This window comes from Enterococcus sp. AZ050, from assembly GCF_051715085.1.
GTDB lineage: Bacteria > Bacillota > Bacilli > Lactobacillales > Enterococcaceae > Enterococcus > Enterococcus faecalis.
Genome location: NZ_JBIOTC010000001.1, coordinates 847,668 through 867,676, shown reverse-complemented (window position 1 = coordinate 867,676; position 20,009 = coordinate 847,668). Strand labels below are relative to the sequence as shown.

Annotated in this window: 13 protein-coding genes and 1 riboswitch; of the genes, 11 read left to right on the top strand and 2 right to left on the bottom strand. The window is 37.6% G+C overall.

The genetic code is table 11. The features are described from left to right. Positions 1-72: 72 nt before the first annotated feature. The 10 genes from IGJ04_RS04210 (at position 73) to clpB (ending at position 16,072) form a co-directional block, all read left to right on the top strand. A complete protein-coding gene (locus tag IGJ04_RS04210; RefSeq protein WP_002366997.1) occupies positions 73-714 on the top strand; it encodes a glycoside hydrolase family 73 protein in 642 nt (213 codons plus the stop codon). A gap of 19 nt (positions 715-733) precedes the next feature. Next, positions 734-1,420: a hydrolase gene (locus IGJ04_RS04205; protein WP_002356802.1), complete on the top strand. Its 687-nt coding sequence runs from the start codon at positions 734-736 to the stop codon at positions 1,418-1,420. A 146-nt stretch (positions 1,421-1,566) separates the two neighbouring features. Next, positions 1,567-1,664, top strand: a riboswitch (purine riboswitch). A 154-nt stretch (positions 1,665-1,818) separates the two neighbouring features. Continuing rightward, the gene (locus tag IGJ04_RS04200) at positions 1,819-2,400 is read left to right on the top strand and encodes a xanthine phosphoribosyltransferase (RefSeq protein WP_002400819.1); all 582 of its coding nucleotides are present in this window, start codon (positions 1,819-1,821) and stop codon (positions 2,398-2,400) included. 2 nt (positions 2,401-2,402) lie between these two features. Then, complete coding sequence (locus IGJ04_RS04195) at positions 2,403-3,722, top strand: nucleobase:cation symporter-2 family protein (protein ID WP_438839955.1); 1,320 nt, start codon at positions 2,403-2,405, stop codon at positions 3,720-3,722. 327 nt (positions 3,723-4,049) lie between these two features. Next, on the top strand, positions 4,050-5,165 hold the full coding sequence (purK, locus tag IGJ04_RS04190; RefSeq protein WP_379895428.1) for a 5-(carboxyamino)imidazole ribonucleotide synthase: 1,116 nt from the start codon (positions 4,050-4,052) through the stop codon (positions 5,163-5,165). A 42-nt stretch (positions 5,166-5,207) separates the two neighbouring features. After that, positions 5,208-6,503: an adenylosuccinate lyase gene (gene purB, locus IGJ04_RS04185; RefSeq protein WP_002356808.1), complete on the top strand. Its 1,296-nt coding sequence runs from the start codon at positions 5,208-5,210 to the stop codon at positions 6,501-6,503. Between the two features lie 385 nt (positions 6,504-6,888). Beyond that, a complete protein-coding gene (locus IGJ04_RS04180; RefSeq protein WP_029656609.1) occupies positions 6,889-7,950 on the top strand; it encodes a DUF916 and DUF3324 domain-containing protein in 1,062 nt (353 codons plus the stop codon). Between the two features lie 33 nt (positions 7,951-7,983). Next, complete coding sequence (locus IGJ04_RS04175) at positions 7,984-12,633, top strand: WxL domain-containing protein (protein ID WP_438839954.1); 4,650 nt, start codon at positions 7,984-7,986, stop codon at positions 12,631-12,633. 187 nt (positions 12,634-12,820) lie between these two features. Next, positions 12,821-13,192 carry a DoxX family protein gene (locus IGJ04_RS04170; protein ID WP_010713227.1) on the top strand — a complete coding sequence of 124 codons (372 nt, stop codon included), beginning with the start codon at positions 12,821-12,823 and terminating at the stop codon, positions 13,190-13,192. A 273-nt stretch (positions 13,193-13,465) separates the two neighbouring features. Next, a complete protein-coding gene (gene clpB, locus IGJ04_RS04165) occupies positions 13,466-16,072 on the top strand; it encodes an ATP-dependent chaperone ClpB (protein ID WP_002362158.1) in 2,607 nt (868 codons plus the stop codon). 34 nt (positions 16,073-16,106) lie between these two features. On the opposite strand, the gene IGJ04_RS04160 is transcribed toward clpB, so the two are convergent. Both IGJ04_RS04160 and IGJ04_RS04155 read right to left on the bottom strand, forming a co-directional pair. After that, complete coding sequence (locus IGJ04_RS04160; protein ID WP_002362157.1) at positions 16,107-16,586, bottom strand: nucleoside 2-deoxyribosyltransferase; 480 nt, start codon at positions 16,584-16,586, stop codon at positions 16,107-16,109. 23 nt (positions 16,587-16,609) lie between these two features. Next, positions 16,610-17,830 (bottom strand): GNAT family N-acetyltransferase, encoded by a 1,221-nt coding sequence (locus IGJ04_RS04155; RefSeq protein WP_002356813.1) that lies wholly within the window; start codon positions 17,828-17,830, stop codon positions 16,610-16,612. 246 nt (positions 17,831-18,076) lie between these two features. Between IGJ04_RS04155 and lepA the strand changes: the two genes are divergently transcribed. Further along, positions 18,077-19,912: a translation elongation factor 4 gene (gene lepA, locus IGJ04_RS04150; RefSeq protein ID WP_010709699.1), complete on the top strand. Its 1,836-nt coding sequence runs from the start codon at positions 18,077-18,079 to the stop codon at positions 19,910-19,912. Positions 19,913-20,009 lie beyond the last annotated feature (97 nt).

Here is a 20,009-nt window from a genome sequence, read left to right as displayed (position 1 = left end):
TTCGGTTATAGTAACAAATGAAATCAATCACGAAAGTGAAAGATAGTGAAACATTTTATCGGAAAATAAAAGATGAAGTGGGGAATTAATGAAGTGAGCAACTATCAGAAAAAAAGAAAAAAGCAGCTGAATTTGCCAAAGTTATTCTTAGGCGTAGTTGTCGTCGGTTTAGCCTTTGTCTTTTCGTTATCTGTCCTTTCTGATTCAGATAAGGGACAAAGCGAGTCAGTCAATCGCCAAAATGAAAACATCTCAAAAGAAGAATTTGTTGCTGAAATCACACCGTATGCACGTGAATTACAAGAATCTTACGGGGTGTTACCAAGTATTATTATGGGGCAAGCAGTTTTAGAATCAAATTTTGGACAAAGTCAATTAGCATCGAAATATAACAATCTTTTTGGGATTAAAGCATATGGGAATCAACCAAAAGTCAATTTAGAAACAAAAGAGTATGTCAATGAGGTCTGGATTACGATTCAGGGTGATTTTCGAGTTTATGACAATTGGGAAGAATCCATGCGAGATCATACCAAGTTATTTGTTGATGGGGTCGATTGGGATCCAAATTTATATGAAAAAGTCTTGTTAGCCAAAAATTATAAAGAGGCTGCACAAGCGCTTCAAGATGCTGGATACGCAACGGATCCTACATACGCTGATAAGATCATTCATGTAATTGAAGAATACAATTTAAATAAATACGACCGTTAAGCATGGAGGAATGATGACAATGAGCGAAAAGTGGATTCCAGAAATTATGACGCCGCTGAAACAAGATATTGTAAAAATGCCAGAGATTATTCGGCAAGCCAGTGGCATTAAAATTTTTGGCCGTAAAATAAAATCAATTATTTTTACGACAGATATTGCGATTATCCGCAATACGGATGCACAGGCAGTGATTGCTGTATATCCTTTTACACCGCATCCAGCGATTACAAAAGGCATTATTGAAGCAGCGGATATTCCTGTCTTTTCAGGAGTCGGCGGCGGTTTAACGCAAGGCATGCGTTCTGCTTATATGAGTTTATTTGCAGAAGCACAAGGCTCAATGGGTGTCGTTTTGAATGGTCCTACACCAATTGAAACAATTAAAATGGTGGATGAAGCAATCGATATTCCTATTATCAGCACAGTAACTTCTATTCATACACCAATTGATGAAAAACTTGCGGCTGGCGTGGATATGATTAATATCAGTGCAGGAAAAGACACTGCAGCCACCGTACGCTATTTCCGTGGCAAGTATCCAGAATTACCGATTATTGCAACAGGAGGACCAACTGAATCGAGTATTCATGAAACCATTATCGCCGGAGCGAATGCTATTACATATACGCCCCCTAGTAACGGTGAATTATTCAGCAAAAAAATGAAAAAATATCGTGAACAAGAAAAAGCAACCGATGAAGAATAAAAAACGCTTTGGCAGCCGATCCTGCCAAAGCGTTTTTGGCTATTTAATGTTCGCTTTTACGGAACAATGGAAGAATGAACCAATTATTTGAAAATTCTAATGAAAAAAAGTTGTTAAACCATTGAAAGTTAGAGATTTTTGTACTATCCTAGAGAAACATAGAAGCTTGTATAAGGTCAAAATACGGTTGACCGTCTCTACCCAGCACCGTAAATGCTGGTCTATAAGTGAAGAAGAGCGGATAGCCCTTTTTTGCTTTGGCAAAATGGGCTTTTTTCTTTTGTTAGAACACGAATATAAATAGCACTTTGTTTTATTTCGTTCGTTTTTAACGAACCGTCCTTTCCTCAGGATGAGAACAAAGCATCTATCGAAAAATAAGTAAAGGAGTTCATATTGTGAAGGAATTAGTCGAACGTATTAAAAATGATGGCCGTGTATTAGGTGAAGGTGTTTTAAAAGTAGATAGTTTTATTACGCACCAAGTGGATCCAGAATTAATGGAGGCTATGGGTAATCGTTTTGCTGAGGTTTTCGCAGAAGCAGGCATTACCAAAGTAATTACAATTGAAGCATCAGGAATCGCTCCTGCCTTATACGCAGCGCAAAAATTAGGTGTGCCAATGATCTTCGCTCGTAAGGCAAAAAGTTTAACCATGGATGAAGAGCTCTTAACGGCTTCAGTTTATTCATTTACAAAACAAGTGACAAGTCAAATTTCCATTTCAAGAAAATTTTTATCTGATGCTGATAAAGTGTTGATTATTGATGACTTTTTAGCTAACGGACAAGCTGCTAAAGGATTGGTAGAATTATGCCAACAGGCTGGTGCAAAGGTTGAAGGAATTGGTATCATAATTGAAAAATCATTCCAAGATGGTCGTCAGTTATTAGAAGACATGGGCTTAAATGTAGTCTCTTTAGCACGTATCGCTTCATTAAGTGAAGGAACGGTGACGTTTTTAGAGGAGGATGCATAATCTTGGAAACAAAACAATTGAATACACCACAACAGACGGAAACACCAAATGGGAAAGCCGCCGTTTTAGGATTGCAACATTTATTAGCGATGTATGCTGGAGCAGTTGCGGTACCTTTATTAATCGGAACCGGCTTGAATTTTGATTCGCAACAAATGACGTATTTGATTTCAATCGATATTTTTATGTGCGGCGTTGCGACACTTTTACAATTAACGGTGAATAAGTTTTTTGGGATTGGTTTGCCAGTCGTTTTAGGTTGTGCCATTCAAGCAGTTGCGCCTTTAATCATGATTGGTACGAACAAAGGGGTTGGGGCAATTTACGGTTCAATTATTGCTTCGGGCATTTTTGTCGTTCTTATTGCAGGATTTTTCTCAAAAATTAAACGTCTATTTCCGCCTTTAGTCACCGGCACAGTCATTACAGTTATTGGTTTGACCTTAATTCCTGTTGCTGTTGAAAAAATGGGTGGCGGCTTAGCAACGGACAAAAGTTTTGGTGATCCTAAAAACTTGCTCCTCGCATTTGTAACAATTGCCTTAATCATTGTTGTGCAAGTTTGGGGACGTGGCTTTATCAAGTCAATTGCCGTGTTAATCGGCCTAGTCGGCGGCACAATTTTAGCTGCGTTTCTGGGATTAGTGGATTTATCTCCTGTTGGTCAAGCTACGTGGTTTCATTTTCCACAGCCATTTTATTTTGGCAAACCAACGTTTGATCTTTCTTCTATTGTGTTGATGATTATTATTTCAATTGTTAGTATGGTTGAATCAACAGGTGTTTATTTTGCCTTAGGAGATATTACAGGGAAGAAAATTGGCGAAGATGATTTACGTCGTGGGTATCATGCAGAAGGTTTAGCCGTCATTTTAGGGGGGATTTTTAATACGTTTCCTTATACAGGTTTCTCTCAAAATGTCGGGTTAGTTCAATTATCTGGGACCAAAACACGTCGACCAATTTATTTTTCTGCTTTTTTCTTAATTATTTTAGGCTTATTACCAAAAATTGGTGCGATGGCCCAAATTATCCCAGAGCCAGTTTTAGGCGGCGGAATGCTGGTTATGTTTGGAATGGTGGCTGTCCAAGGAATGCGCATGTTGTCAAAAGTTGACTACTCAAATGACAAAAATTTATTAATTATTGCCATCTCAATTGGCTTTGGTTTAGGCTTTAATATTATGCCGACGCTCTTTAATAAAGTACCAGAAACTGTTAGCATGTTTACTGGTAATGGAATTGTCATGAGCAGCATTACCGCAATTATTTTAAATCTTTTATTCAATGGTTTAAAAGAAACCTCAGAAAGTAACGAATAGTTTCAAAAAAGTATGATAGATAAGGTCAGGTGGCTTTTCTTTCATACTTTTTTGACCTCATCATCGTTTAGAAAAATTTAATGTTTTCATCAATCTGAAGAGAAAAAGAGAAAAAAGCTTGGTTACAAAGAGACGAGTAGTAAGTTACCGCTGTTTTATCCTAAAGTATGTTAATAAATTCTGATGAGAAAACCTAAGGGAAACACTGCTGGCACTTGAAGTTGAGCCTTTTTCCTTGTATCATGTAAAAAGAGCACTCTTAAAGGCTAGACTGCGACGAGAAACCGCAGAAGGATTTTAAGGATAAAACTGTGATGGAAAGTTGTGATGAACTTGGATAAACCACTATTACCTGGTCAAGTGATTGGTATCATTGGTGGCGGACATTTAGCAAAAATGATGGCCCTTAGTGCAAGAGAAATGGGGTTTCGAGTGGGTGTGCTAGATCCACAAATTGATTGTCCTGCTGCACAAGTTGCCGATTGGCAATTATTAGGAGCATATAATGATCCTGAAGCGTTAGAGAAATTGGCAAAACGTGCCCAAGTGATTACGTATGAATTTGAACATGCAGATGTTGATGCGTTAACAGCGATTCAACATTTAGCGAATATACCACAAGGAACAGACATTTTAGCGATTACGCAAGATCGCTTAATGGAAAAAAGTTTCTTGGAAGATAATAATATTGTGATTGCACCTTATGCAACGATTGTTAGTCCTACTGATATTCAAGAAGCAATTGATGGCATTGGTTATCCGTGTATCTTGAAGAATACGCGAGGGGAAGGTCGTTATGTACTACATAGTACTTCAGACTTAGCGCCATCCATGAATCTTCTGAGAGAAGGAACCTGTGTCTTGGAAGCTTGGATTCCTTACGAAAAAGAATTATCTGTTCTGATTTCTGGTAATGGTCGTGGCGAATTTGCGACATTTCCAGTTGTGGAAACAATTAAAAAAGAGCGTAAGCTACATGAAACGATTGCGCCAGCCCGAATTGATGACGAAGTCAGTGGCGAGTTGCAACGAATTGCTAAGGTGATTGCTAAAGCAGTTGGTTTAGTCGGCACCCTTTCAATTGAAATGTTTTATACAGAAACAGGCGGGATTTATGTAAATAAAATTTTACCTCGTCCAGAAGATGCTGGGAATTTTTCAATAGATGCTTGTTCTTTTAGCCAATATGATACGCATATTCGTGGTTTATGTAATTGGCCAATGCCAACGATTCAACTGTTGTCAGAAGCGGTTACGGTCAATGTGCTTGGGAATGAAGCCTATGAAACGATGGACATTATTAATGAACATCCAGATTGGCATTTCCACTATTATGGCTATAGTGAAGCAAAAGCGCAACGAGCGATGGGGCATATTACTATATTAACCAAAGAAATCGATGAAACACTGGAAGAAATTAAAGAAACAAAGATTTGGTCGTAATTATTTTTCAAAAATTGAGGAGTAAAGAGGGGATAAGGTACAATGATTGATCGTTATACAAGACCCGAAATGGGCGCAATTTGGACAGATGAGAACCGCTACAAGGCATGGCTAGAAGTTGAAATTTTGGCGGATGAAGCTTGGGCAGAACTTGGCGAAATTCCTAAAGAAGATGTACAAAAAATCCGAGAAAATGCATCATTTGATGTTGCACGTATTTTAGAAATTGAAGCAGAAACCCGTCATGATGTTGTCGCTTTTACCCGTGCCGTTTCAGAAACGCTTGGTGAAGAGCGAAAATGGGTGCACTATGGCTTAACCAGCACAGATGTTGTGGATACTGCCTATGGTTATCTATTGAAACAGGCGAATGATATTTTACGGAAAGATTTACAAACATTTACGGAGATTGTCGGAGCCAAAGCCAAAGAGTATAAACATACGGTCATGATGGGAAGAACGCATGGTGTTCATGCAGAACCGACTACATTTGGTTTGAAATTAGCGTTGTGGTATTCTGAAATGAAACGCAACATTGAACGTTTTGAACATGCAGCCAAAGGTGTCGAAGCAGGTAAAATCAGTGGAGCCGTAGGTACCTTTGCCAATATTTCACCATTTGTTGAAGAATATGTTTGCGAACATTTGGGAATCCGTGCTCAAGAGATTTCGACACAAGTTTTACCACGTGATTTACATGCAGAATATGTTTCTGCCATGGCATTAATTGCGACAAGTATTGAAAAATTTGCAACAGAAATTCGTGGTCTACAAAAATCAGAAACACGTGAAGTAGAAGAATTTTTTGCAAAAGGACAAAAAGGATCTTCGGCAATGCCGCATAAACGGAATCCAATTGGTTCTGAAAATATGACTGGTTTGGCACGTGTGATTCGTGGTCATGTCATTACTGCCTTTGAAAATGTGAGTTTATGGCATGAACGAGATATTTCTCACTCGTCTGCTGAACGGATTATTATTCCCGATACAACGATTTTGCTAAATTACATGTTGAATCGTTTTGGTAATATTGTCAAAAACTTAACGGTCTTCCCAGAAAATATGAAACGTAACATGGATGCGACCTATGGACTAATTTACAGCCAACGTGTCTTGTTAAAATTGATTGACCATGGCATGACACGTGAAGAAGCGTATGATCTGGTCCAACCAAAAACAGCTTACGCATGGGATCATCAAACGGCGTTCCGTCCGTTGCTAGATGCGGATGAAAAAATTACATCTGTCTTATCAAAAGAAGAGCTAGATGATGCCTTTGATTATCATTATCATTTAAAAAATGTTGACACGATTTTTGAACGTGTTGGTTTAGGATAAAAAAGAGCGTTCAGGAAAAAACAGTTTCTTCCTGAGCGCTTTTTTATTTTCAGAAAAAAAGTTGAAAAGTTATTTAGTAGAAATAAGAAGAAAAAGTATTAATTTTTAGCGAGCAAACGTCAAAAGGTATAATTCATTTATTTACCTTTTGACGTTTGCTCGCTATTTGTTTGGTTTTTCTTTAGATTATAAAGGAGATATTTTCAAAAAAAGATGGAATTTAGGTGTTTTCATAGGTGTAAAGCGCTATCAAACCCTTATAGGATAAGCATATATCATTTTTTAATTATGGGTTTAAAAATTCAAAATTTTTTTTTGTGTATCTTTAGCTATAATGAGTCTATTAACGATAATTATTAAAAGAATGGAGGGAAAGTTGATTGTAATGAAATTGTCACAAGTCCCAAATAAAACGACGGGGAATGGAATAAAAATATTCTGTTATCTCTGTTTTATAGTTAGCTGTTATCTAATCTTTTTACGCTTCGAAGTTGCTTTATCCCAACAACCAGAGCCACAGCCACTAGCGGGTTTCACAGTTGAAAGTGTGATACCAGATAATCAGCTAGATAAGAACCAAACTTATTTTTATTTAGGTGTTCAGCCAAGTAATCAGCAGATTATTCAAGTGAAAATCAGAAGTTTGCAAAAAGAGCCCGTAACTGTCGCTTTAAGTATTCATGATGCAGTGAACGGAACGGAAGGACAGATTGACTATACGCAGACGAGCCCCAAACTAGATTCTAGTTTGACAAATTCCATCACACAAATTGTTCATTTGCAAAATAAGGAAGCTACGGTCACTGTAAAAAACTTTGAAGAAAAAATAGTGAATTATGAAATCAAAATACCCAAAGAGCCGTTTTCTGGAGTTAAATTAGGCGCATTACGGTTTATTAAACAATTAGAGGATGAATCATTAACAAGTAATCAGTTTACATCAACCTATGCGTATACTATTTCCGTCATGTTGACAGAAGATAAACAACCATTTGATGAAGGAGCAGAATTGCAACTAAAAAAAGTTGGTACAACGATCAGTGCTGGCCAACCTGTGGTTCAAGTAACATACCAAAATCGGCAACCAAAAGTTATGAAAGAAGCAACAATTACCAATTGGTTAACCAAAAAAGGTCAGACAAAAGAGTTACTAAAAAAAGTACAAGCAGATGTGACAGTGGCACCTAATTCGCTATTAGCTATGGATCTGCCATTGAATGACGTTGTCCTGCCAGCGGGAACTTATACTGTTCACAGCCAAGTAAGCGCTGGTAATCGCGAATGGCAGTGGCGAAAAGATTTTACAATTACACAAACGCAAATAAAACAATGGTCGACGAATACACCTTCAGCAAAAAGGCAACCGTTTTTGTTAGTGGGCGGTAGTGCAATGGTCCTCGTTGTAGTTAGCATTTATTTTTACCTTAAAAAGAGTAGAACTAAATAGTAAAGAAATAAAAAGGAAAAGCAGGTGTTGGTTATGAACAAGAAAATGACTCATCTAATCTGTGTCATATTATTAGGCACGATGATTTTACCAATTAATGGCTTAGCTGAGAGGACTGAGTCAACAACAGTAACGAGTGAAATGCAACAAATTATTGAAGATTCATTACCTAAGCTATCAGAACCGTCCAAGCAAACGATAGAAACAACTGAAACAACCGATTCTTCAATTGAAAAAACTCAAGCAACTGAAGCAACGAAAGAAGTAGAAACTGTTTCCTTTACTTGGTCACAACAAGAATCAGAACGTCAAGTAACTGCCGGAGCGGATTTTTATCTAAAAATAACTAGTAATGTAACTTGGGCGGAAATCCAATTGCCTCAGGAAATTCAATATAATCCCCAAAAGAACCAACAATTGCAGGAGCATAGTTCTTATAATCAAGAACAACATAGCTTGGTTTTAAGAGACTTAGCCCAGTTGGGGGAGAGTTACTTGCTGTTAACGACAACAAAAGCAGGAACCTTTACCTTGTCAGTCAAAGATAAAAACCAAGAAACGTTGGCTAATAATTTAGACGTGACGATTGTGAAAGAGCAAGTAGTAGTGCCACAAGAGACCCAGAAGAGTAGTGAGCAGAAGCAAACAAAGGAAAATGAAAAAAGCAACCCTGTCGTTAAGTCTAAAAACATTGCCGCTAAAGCGAATGGGATTACGGTCGGTTTGACTGCACCAGCCACTTATCGTACATATACTGACCCTGCGACAGGAACAGCACCAGATTACTTAACTGTTTCTTTACCAGTTTCCATCAGCCAAGCGGGCCTCACTGGTACTTCGATTGAGCTTCCTTATGGCTTTTATCCAAGTAAAAGTGACCCGATTTTTAAAGACTTTGATAGTACAGCACCGATATTTTCGTTGGTGACACCTAGTACACCTAGTGCTAACTCCATTGTGGCTTCGTATGTAAACGATACGGCCAATAAAAAATTAATTATTCGCTTGAAAGAAACCAAGACAACTTTAGAGACGATTAATTTACGTTTTAAATTTAATAATGTCTATGATGCCAAAATCCCACCTGAACAAATCGTGTGGAATAATCTCCAAGCGAAGGTATTTGATAATACGGGGACACAAATAGCAAGTTCAGCGACAAATAAAGTGTTAAAAACTGATGTGGCTGTTTCTAGTGCTTCATATGTGCTTTCTGGTTACGCAGTTCCTAGTGATGACAATTATTTTGATGGTGATATTGTTATGACAAACTCTTATCGGTTTAATTATTTAGCTAGAGCGAATTTAGACCCTAATTATGAGCATCAAGTGTATGTTGAAATTCCCACGGGAGCTACATTAACGGGAACTTTAGCCAATAAATTATTAAAAACAGGGATCACAAATGCACAAGACCCTAGTGTGCCAGCGGGTTTTACTCGGTACTATCAGAAATTAGTAACTCTCTCACCAAATATTTTAGAAAACCCAGCAACTCGAATTGATTTATCCTATACTAACACAAGGGTTACTTTGAATAAAACGTATGCAGAAGGGAGTACTTTTTCTGTTAATTTTGGAATGAAAGTAAAATTCCTAAATGGGAAAATAAATACGCTTACCACTACGAAAAGTTATGTAAAACGTTCTCGGCCAGATTTTCAATTATCAGGAACAGGCTATCATTCGACTGTTATAGGTTCTACTAACACAGTTAATAACTTAGATAATTTAGCGACAGCTGGAAATTTTTACGCTTTTAGCTCTGGGATATTTAACCGCTCTGCTACTATTAAGAATACTGGCGCTAAACCAATTCAAGGAGTGACATACAAGTTACAAGAATTAACTGCAGGCTCAGCTAAGGGAAACTTTACTAATTTATATATTTTAGGTTTGACTGATGGAGTGAGTGTCCCCGCCTATTATCGCCCTTTGTATCATATTAAAAATGCTGTAACTGGAACGAGTCGTTCTGTTTGGAGCAGTACACCTGCCACGACTGGTAGCTTTAGTCCAGCTTTACCGACTTTAGCAACCAATGAGTATATTTCAACCATTGATATTATTCCTATGGGAACCGATGGCACAACCGCCAATTCGTTACCTCCAGGCAATGGGATGGCACTCCGATATCGAATCAAAAGTTGGTCTAATGGGCGGTGGCCAGATGGGACAGTACTTTCTAAGATGACTAATCCAATCACCTTTGGAGCCACAATGCAGTACCAAGATGCAACGGGGACTCCTACAGAGCTTAAATTAAACAATAATGTAGTATATTATAATAAAGGGGTAGCCTTACGTGCTTCTGCTTACCTTACCAGTGTTAATAGTGAGAATAAACTGCCTGGGGACACGATTAACTATGAAATAAGCGGGAGAAACAGTGGCTACTATACAGATACTTCTTCTGGGGATTGGGAGAATCCCATTATTACAATTAAAGTTCCCAAACAGTTACGTTTAAAAGCGACTACGAAAAAAGATTTTATTGATGAGAGTAACCAAGTGACCTATCCAGCTTCGGTGACCGTTGAAACCTTAGCTACAAATGATACAACTTACAATTATTATCGTTTTAAGACGTCCAGCACGGCTTATAAATCTAAAGTAACGGGAGAGGCTAGTTTTTTTCGGATTCCTTTAGAATTTGTAGTGGATAGTTCAGCTGCTTCTGGAAGCTATCAAATTCCTTATATCGCCTATAGTAGCCCTAAGCCAACTGATTTCTTTCATGGTGTACTTACTCAATTATCCGCTGCAGAGGCTAAAAAAATCGGTGTAGACAACACGAAAGAAAATAGCTACGAGATCAACTCATCTCCTTTTAATATCGGCTTTTCTGTTGTGGATTCTTCTAAATTAGACAGCGCTACTAATGCTCGTGGCTCCGCGACGCAAGCTTGGTCAAATACGAATATCTTTGCGGTAGATCGCAAAGGCACCCCGCAAATGCAAACGGTCATTAAAAATTCTGGAAATACAAACTTCAATAATGTTCGCTTGTATAATATTTTACCTTCTTCTAGTGATGGTCGTGGTTCAACAGGCAGCATCGGGTTTACAAACTTGACCAGTAATAATGGGACAGCCAAAACTTACTATACAACTAAGCCTGTCTCACAATTGCCTAGTTATGCTAACAATGATTTGCAAGCGTGGAATGCCACTAAACTAACCAGTTTAGGGTTCACTACAACTAAACCCGCTAATTCAGCTTTAATCACAGCAATCTATGTCGATTTTGGCGCAACGACAATCAAACCAAGTGAGACATTAGATGCGATTATGAGTTTTTTAGTGCCAGATGCAGAGAATCAAAAAGCAATTAACCAATTTCAATATTCTGCTAAAGAAGCTAAAGCAGGAGCCACTTTAACAGCAGTTAGTGATGAAATTACCTTTAGCACAGAGTTTGCTCAAGTAGCCTATGAACAAAATTTACCGAGTATTACAGTTCCTGGAAGTGGAGTGAAAGATTTACCTTCTCCGCAAACAATCCAGTTAGATGTGAATGATGCCGGCAAAATTGTCATTCCAACAGCCAAACCAACGCTTAGTGGTTATACTTTTGTAGAATGGCAAGATGTTGAAACACCAACCAAAAAATATCAACCGGGAGCAACGATTAGCTTTACGTCTACGTCAACTACCACAAAAATAACTCTGAAAGCTATTTGGAAACCAATCTCAGTGAATGTGACTTTTAGTGCCAATGGGGGCTCGGGTGGTACGGCTGCTAAAGCCTATACTTTTGGGACAGTAGTTAATTTAAGCACGGTTGTGAAGCCAACAAGAACAGGCTATATTTTTCAAGGTTGGGCTACAACAGCCAGTGACACAACACCAGATATTACAACAAACCCTCTCGTTAATTATGCCTCAGCTAAGACCTATTATGCTGTTTGGAAGGGGAACGCTTATACCGTAAAGTTTGATGCGAATGGGGGAACTGGTACTATGCCTAACGCTAGTTTTATTTATGGAACAGGCAAGCCATTACCAGCCAACACCTTTACGAAAGAGAGTAATACGTTCCTTGGTTGGTCGAGGACACGGACAAGTGCAGTTGTCTATACGGATAAACAAATAATTTCGACATTAACTGCTACTAATAATGGGACTGTAACTTTATATGCGAAATGGAGTGGGCAACGACCTGTATTGATGGGGACACCAAGTACGTTTGATTTTGGCAAACAAACGATTTCGCCAACGGCAAAAAGTTATGGACTAAATTCAGCAAGCTATGTAGGAAGTCCCGAATTACAACAAGCTGGTTTTATGTTACGTCTAGAAGATAATCGACCAACTAGCACAGGTTGGAAATTAAACGTTAGTTTATCTGAATTTAAAGATAAAACTGGTAAATCTTTACCACAAGGAGAAGGAATTACCTTAAACTTTGCGGACACTCAGCTTCAAAAAGTTCAATATGCTAATACAGCTGAGGAATCAGTAACGACTGGTTTTACCAATGGACCGATGTTAGGTTCTCAAGCTTTTCGATCGGGTGCAACAGCCCAATCAATAATCACAGCAACTGGAGCACAAGGAAGTGGAACTTGGCAACTATATTTTCCTTTTGAAGAGATAAAATTAACTGTGCCTGCAAATGTAGGAGAAATATCAAAAGTATATCAATCGACAGTAACTTGGTCATTGGACGATGTAGTCTAATCTTAGTATGTTTCACTTGAAAGGAAAGTTAATTGTATTAAGAAAAAATATAAGTTTTATAGTAATATTAAAAAACAAACGTATTGTTAAATACGTTTGTTTTTTTCTATACTTTTTTCGATTTATCCTTTATAATGTAACTTAAATAGTTACATTAACTATTTAATGCAAACAAAGGAGGAGAAGTATGGATAAACAACAGCGAGGCATTCAAGTGATTAGAATTTGGCTAGGGGCGACGATGTTAATTCATGGAGTGATGAAAGTAACGTCATTGGAAGATACTTTAGCGTTTTTTGCTAGTATTGGTTTGCCAAGCCTTTTCGTGTATGGTGTAGCGGCAATTGAATTAATTGGTGGATTATTTATGATTATTGGCTTTTTAATTCCATTGGTATCAGTAGGATTCATAGCAGTTTTAGTCGGAGCTATTTTTTCTTTTGGTTTGGCAAGTGGTTTTAGTGGTTATGAGTACGAATTATTTTTAGCAATAACCAGTTTGGCTATTTTGGTTAGCCATGCCGATAAAAAGTATCTTACGTTAAAACTTTATTTTTAATAAATCAATGTAATAAAGAGTTGGTCAAACTAGTTGTTATTGCGAAAAAAGCCCTAAAACAGTGATATTTAACTGTTTTAGGTTTTTTTTTATCAAAAAGGTCAAAAAAGGTCAATTTATTTATTGACCTTTACTGACCAATAGGGTATAATAAATTTATAAGGTTTACAAATACCTTAACTTTTGAAGAAATCCATCAAAAGTCGGATAATAATAATTGTAAAGAATGTTAAAATAAAAAAAAGACAAAACAATAAACGGGAGGGATCGTTTATGAATATTGAAAAAATGACAACAACGCTACAAGAGGCGATTGCTGAAGCTCAAAAAGTTGCGGTGACACGGCAACATCAAGAAATTGATATTGCACATTTATGGAAAATTTTTCTTCAACCAAACCATTTTGGGCGTAATTTTTACACAGATGCTGGTTTAGATGTTGACGCATTTGAACGAGAAGTAGATAACGCGTTAGATGAATATCCAAGTGTGGCAGGCGGTAATGTGCAATATGGTCAAAATTTAAGTCAAAATTTGTTCCATTTATTGCAAGAAGCTGATTCACTTCGAGAAGAATTCCAAGATGAATTTTTATCAACCGAAATTGTACTTTTAGCTTTAATGAAATTGAAAAATTATCGTTTAACAAAATATTTAATGCAACAAGGCATTACAGAAAAAGAGTTAAGAAAAAATATTGAAGAGATGAGAGGAGGAGATCGTGTGACTTCTCAAAACCAGGAAGAACAATATAAAGCACTAGAAAAATACGGTGTTGACTTAGTACAACAAGTAAAAGCAGGAAAACAAGATCCAATCATTGGTCGTGACGAAGAAATTCGTGACGTTATTCGGATTTTATCAAGAAAAACTAAAAATAATCCAGTCTTAATTGGTGAACCAGGTGTTGGTAAAACAGCGATTGTTGAAGGATTAGCACAACGAATCGTTCGTAAAGATGTTCCCGAAAACTTAAAAGATAAAACCATTTTTTCTTTAGATATGGGTGCCTTAATTGCGGGAGCAAAATTCCGTGGCGAATTTGAAGAACGGTTAAAAGCTGTTTTAAAAGAAGTGAAAAAAAGTGATGGCAAAATCATTTTATTCATTGATGAAATTCATAATATCGTCGGAGCTGGTAAAACAGAAGGCAGTATGGACGCCGGGAATTTATTAAAACCGATGCTAGCACGTGGTGAATTGCATTTAATCGGTGCCACAACGCTTGATGAATATCGCCAATATATGGAAAAAGATAAAGCCTTAGAACGTCGTTTCCAAAAAGTATTAGTCAAAGAACCAACAGTAGAAGATACAATTTCTATTTTGCGTGGCTTAAAAGAACGATTTGAAATTCACCACGGCGTGAATATTCATGACAATGCTTTAGTTGCTGCCGCTACTTTATCCGATCGCTATATTACTGATCGTTTCTTACCAGATAAAGCGATTGACTTAGTCGATGAAGCAAGCGCAACGATTCGAGTGGAAATGAATTCGATGCCTACAGAGCTCGATCAAGTAACACGTCGGTTAATGCAACTAGAAATTGAAGAAGCGGCCTTGAAAAAAGAATCAGATGATGCAAGTAAAAAACGGTTAGCCAACTTGCAAGAAGAATTAGCAGATTTGCGTGAAGAAGCCAACTCAATGAAAATGCAATGGGAAACGGAAAAAGAAGAAGTTAATGCGGTTTCCAACAAACGTGCAGAGATTGATAAAGCAAAACACGAATTAGAAGATGCTGAAAATAATTATGATTTAGAACGAGCGGCTGTTTTGCGTCATGGAACAATTCCGCAATTAGAACATGAATTGAAAGAATTGGAAGAAAAGAACGCCAAAGATAACGTTAAAATGGTACAAGAATCGGTTACTGAAAACGAAATTGCGCAAGTGGTCGGTCGTTTAACCGGCATTCCTGTGACAAAATTAGTTGAAGGCGAACGAGAAAAATTAATGAAACTGAATGAAACATTACACAAACGTGTGATTGGTCAAGATGAAGCCGTCGATGCTGTTAGTGATGCGGTGATTCGTTCAAGAGCAGGCTTACAAGATCCAAATCGCCCACTCGGTTCGTTCCTTTTCCTAGGACCAACTGGTGTTGGTAAAACAGAACTTGCTAAAGCTTTAGCTGAAGATTTGTTTGATTCTGAAGATCATATGGTACGGATTGACATGAGTGAATACATGGAAAAACATGCCGTGTCTCGTTTGGTTGGTGCCCCTCCAGGCTATATTGGTTATGAAGAAGGTGGTCAGTTAACAGAAGCTGTTCGTCGAAATCCATATACAATTGTTTTATTAGACGAAATTGAAAAAGCGCACCCAGATGTCTTTAATATCTTATTACAAGTTTTAGATGATGGTCGTTTGACAGATTCTAAAGGTCGGGTCGTTGATTTTAAAAATACGGTTTTAATTATGACAAGTAACATCGGCTCTCAGCTTTTATTGGAAGGTGTGACACCTGAAGGAACAATTCCAGAAGAAGTTGAAAATCAAGTCATGAATATTCTAAAAGGACACTTTAAACCAGAGTTCTTAAACAGAATTGATGATACTATTTTATTTACACCATTAAGCTTGGATAATGTGAAAGGAATCATTGGTAAAATGACCGCACAACTTGCTCATCGTTTAGAGCAACAAGAAATTGTGTTGGAAATCACTGATGAAGCTAAAACATGGATTGCTGAAAATGGGTATGAGCCAGCTTATGGAGCTCGTCCGTTAAAACGTTTCATTACTCGCGAAGTCGAAACACCATTAGCAAAAGAAATTGTTTCTGGACGAGTAATGCCAAAAACAAAAGTCACGATTAGTCTATTAGACAATCAATTAGTTTTTGAAAATGAACCGATAGAAGAAGTATAAAAAAAGAACGAGCGAATTCGCTCGTTCTTTTTTATTATGACAATCGTTGCTTAATTTCTTCCAACAAATCCTCTTCTGAAGAAACAACCCGACCATTCAATTTAATCAAACCAACTGTATAAAGGTTTAAATAATGGAATTGATTTTCAGCGACTTCGTTCAAAGCATCAAGCTTTTGGTGATTATCAGCACCTTGTTGTCGGCTGTCTGTGTAAAGGGCAACCACCGGAATTCCTTTGGCATAAGCAACACCAATTTCGGAAGCTACGCCCGCATCAATGGTTGGTCCGTCTAATAAAGCAACCAATAAATCGCTAGCAAGGACATTTTCTGTATCTGCTAAGGCAATCATTTTACTATCGGCATAAGCAGATTTGTCGTTAATCGCCGCATTTTCTTGTGGTAAATAAAGATCGATTGTTTTATCCAATTGTCGAATTTGTTCGACTAAATAGGCATTATAACGTAAGTCAGCTTGCGAAAATAAAGGTCCTGCAAAATAAATTTTTGTCATTTGTCTGTCTCCAATCCAAGGGTTTAGAAATAATCACTGAAATAAGCTTCTTGGTCAGGAAAAATCCGTTCCAAAGAATTTAAAGTTTCTTTATCTGTATCAATGCGCTCAATTCGATGTAAGTACGAAGGGCGTCGGTAATTCATGACTAAACAAGTTAGTGTTTGAATATCTAAGTGAACGGCGGTGCCTAAAGGTTCATCCGTAATGGTTACTTGATCATTTTCATCCCAAATTAAGCCAAAAATACCATTATTCCACTCAGCAACAGGATCTTTAACGACAAAATGGAAGGGCTTAGCTGTACTTTCAAAAGGAAAATTTTCTAAAAAGGCTTTGACATCGACAATTCGAGCCATATAATAGGGCTCAATGCTTTCTTTAATTTGGCTGTCTTCTAAAAGAAAGGCTAATGGTTCATTTTTATAGATATCGCCCTTGACCCAATAAACCATCGAAAAATGCGCAGTAATAAAATTCCACAAGCCATTTCGGGCTTCTTGGTTCAAGTAAAACATTTCCTTAATATGAAATACCTCATCGGCCACCCAATAGAAAAGTACTCCTAAAGGTTCTTGATTGGCACCATAATAGACAGCAGCAGTCCGTTCTTCCTCGTTTTCGAAACGCCAATATTCTTCCCAGTTGAAGGCACTACGAATGAGCGCGCCGTGATTTTGACGAGCGAATCGCGCATAGACATCAAAGACATCTGGGTGATCGACAGCTAACCGTTCAATCATTCCTGGAACAGGAACGGTTTTTGGTAATTGCGTATCCCGAATTTTAAAAGATAACTTGTCGGACATGATTTCCCAACCTTTACGTCGGTAATAAGGAATGTTGTAAGGGAAAAGATAAGAAATCCACTGTTTATCTTGGCGCATTTCTTCTAATGCCGTTTGAATCAAGTCTTTCATTAAACCGTGGTTGGCATATTCAGGATAGGTACCGACACCAGTAACGCCGCCCATTTTATACAAAGCACCATGGATATTGACTTCGCATGGATAGATAGCAATTTGTGAAATTAATTGATTTTCGTGAAACCAGCCAAATACTTTTGAAAGTTCTAAAATCGGTTGTTTTGATTTGATAAATGCGCGTTTGTTTTCAAAACCACTTTCTTCAATATCTGCTTCAGTCACTTGAAAAACATAGGAAAGAAGTTCATTAAATTGATCAATGTGTTCTTCCTCAACAGGCTTTAAGGTCAGTTGCTTTCGAAATTCTTGTTCATCCATTTTTCCATCTCCAATAAATTTACTGTTTTTAGTATACCAAATTTTTCGAAACTCTGTTAGCCTTTCGAAACCAAAAGAATAAAAGGGAAGTGCTTTAAATCTTCTTCAAAAATTGGTATAATGAAAAGTGCTGATTATCCTAGACCTTTAAACATGATAATTTGATAAAAAAGGCAACTAAAATATAACAATTGATTGATGAAGCTAGCAGGGAGCTAGCTTTTCTTAAAAGAAATGAGGCAAAAAATGAACAATAAAGAAATGAAAGCAAGACAAGAGAAAATTCGTAATTTCTCGATCATTGCCCACATTGACCATGGGAAGTCAACTTTAGCCGACCGGATTTTGGAAAAAACAAATACAGTTAGCAGTCGAGAAATGCAAGATCAATTACTTGATTCAATGGATTTAGAGAGAGAACGCGGCATTACCATCAAATTAAACGCAATTGAATTAAACTATACAGCCAAAGATGGTGAAACCTATACTTTCCATTTGATTGACACACCAGGGCACGTCGATTTCACCTACGAAGTTTCTCGTAGCTTGGCAGCTTGTGAAGGGGCTGTTCTAGTTGTTGATGCGGCGCAAGGAATTGAAGCGCAAACGCTAGCAAATGTCTATTTGGCATTGGATAATGACTTAGAAATTTTACCTGTTATTAATAAAATTGATTTACCCGCCGCTGACCCAGAGCGTGTTCGGACAGAGATTGAAGACGTAATTGGAATTGATGCATCGGAAGCTGTTTTAGCAAGTGCCAAAGCAGGGATTGGGATTGAAGATATTTTAGAACAAGTGGTGGAGTATGTACCAGCTCCATCAGGCGATATTGAGGCTCCTTTAAAGGCTTTGATTTTTGACTCTATTTACGATAGTTATCGGGGGGTCGTTTTAAACATCCGTGTAATTGACGGTGTCGTTCGTCCTGGGGATAAAATCCAAATGATGAGTAACGGTAAAACGTTTGATGTAACAGAAGTCGGCGTTTTTTCACCGAAACCAATTGCTCGTGATTATTTAATGGTTGGTGATGTGGGCTATATCACCGCTAGCATTAAAACGGTTCAAGATACACGGGTCGGGGATACAGTGACTTTGGCCGACAATCCAGCAGCAGAAGCACTACCAGGCTACCGCAAAATGAATCCAATGGTTTATTGTGGCTTATATCCAATTGATACGTCGCGCTACAATGATTTACGGGAAGCATTAGAAAAATTACAATTAAATGATGCGGCGTTACAATTTGAACCGGAAACATCGCAAGCTTTAGGATTTGGTTTCCGTTGTGGTTTCTTAGGTTTGCTGCACATGGATGTTGTTCAGGAACGTTTGGAACGAGAATTTAATTTAGAGTTAATTACAACAGCACCGTCTGTAATCTATCACGTTAATAAAACTGACGGAACAACCGTTGTTGTTGACAACCCAGCTGAATTTCCAGAACCAGTAACGATTGAATCTGTGGAAGAACCTTATGTTAAAGCGCAAATCATGGTGCCAAATGATTATGTAGGAGCAGTAATGGAATTATCACAACGTAAACGTGGCGAATTCATTACAATGGATTACTTAGACGATTATCGTGTAAACGTAGTTTATGAAATTCCGTTATCTGAAATCGTGTTTGACTTTTTCGATAAATTGAAATCAAGTACAAAAGGCTATGCATCCTTAGATTACGAAATGGCTGGCTATCGTACCAGCCGTCTAGTAAAAATGGATATTCTATTAAATGCTGAAAAAGTGGATGCTTTAAGCTTTATTGTTCACCGAGATTTCGCATTTGAGCGTGGTAAAGCGATTGTTGAGAAACTGAAAAAACTAATTCCACGTCAACAGTTTGAAGTCCCAGTTCAAGCGGCGATTGGTCAAAAAATTGTGGCTCGTTCAGATATTAAAGCCTTACGCAAAAACGTACTGGCTAAATGCTATGGTGGCGATGTTTCTCGTAAACGTAAATTGTTAGAGAAACAAAAAGAAGGGAAGAAACGGATGAAACAAATTGGATCCGTGGAAGTTCCTCAAGAAGCCTTTATGGCGGTTCTGAAAATGGATGAGCAAGATAACGAGAAATAGCTTGTTATCAATATAAAAGCCTATTAAATAAGGGTTTTCGAGTTGCTGGAAAAGCGTGATTTTGCTGTTTAAAGAAATTTAAACTGTCATATTACTG

What these genes read in the sequence shown, in the direction of transcription:
- IGJ04_RS04180 (WP_029656609.1), top strand. Translation starts at nt 6,889, where the DNA reads ATGAAATTGTCACAAGTCCCAAATAAAACGACGGGGAATGGAATAAAA.
- clpB (WP_002362158.1), top strand. Translation starts at nt 13,466, where the DNA reads ATGAATATTGAAAAAATGACAACAACGCTACAAGAGGCGATTGCTGAA.
- IGJ04_RS04175 (WP_438839954.1), top strand. Translation starts at nt 7,984, where the DNA reads ATGAACAAGAAAATGACTCATCTAATCTGTGTCATATTATTAGGCACG.
- IGJ04_RS04205 (WP_002356802.1), top strand. Translation starts at nt 734, where the DNA reads ATGAGCGAAAAGTGGATTCCAGAAATTATGACGCCGCTGAAACAAGAT.
- IGJ04_RS04170 (WP_010713227.1), top strand. Translation starts at nt 12,821, where the DNA reads ATGGATAAACAACAGCGAGGCATTCAAGTGATTAGAATTTGGCTAGGG.
- purK (WP_379895428.1), top strand. Translation starts at nt 4,050, where the DNA reads ATGAACTTGGATAAACCACTATTACCTGGTCAAGTGATTGGTATCATT.
- IGJ04_RS04155 (WP_002356813.1), bottom strand. Translation starts at nt 17,830, where the DNA reads ATGGATGAACAAGAATTTCGAAAGCAACTGACCTTAAAGCCTGTTGAG.
- purB (WP_002356808.1), top strand. Translation starts at nt 5,208, where the DNA reads ATGATTGATCGTTATACAAGACCCGAAATGGGCGCAATTTGGACAGAT.
- lepA (WP_010709699.1), top strand. Translation starts at nt 18,077, where the DNA reads ATGAACAATAAAGAAATGAAAGCAAGACAAGAGAAAATTCGTAATTTC.
- IGJ04_RS04210 (WP_002366997.1), top strand. Translation starts at nt 73, where the DNA reads ATGAAGTGGGGAATTAATGAAGTGAGCAACTATCAGAAAAAAAGAAAA.
- IGJ04_RS04160 (WP_002362157.1), bottom strand. Translation starts at nt 16,586, where the DNA reads ATGACAAAAATTTATTTTGCAGGACCTTTATTTTCGCAAGCTGACTTA.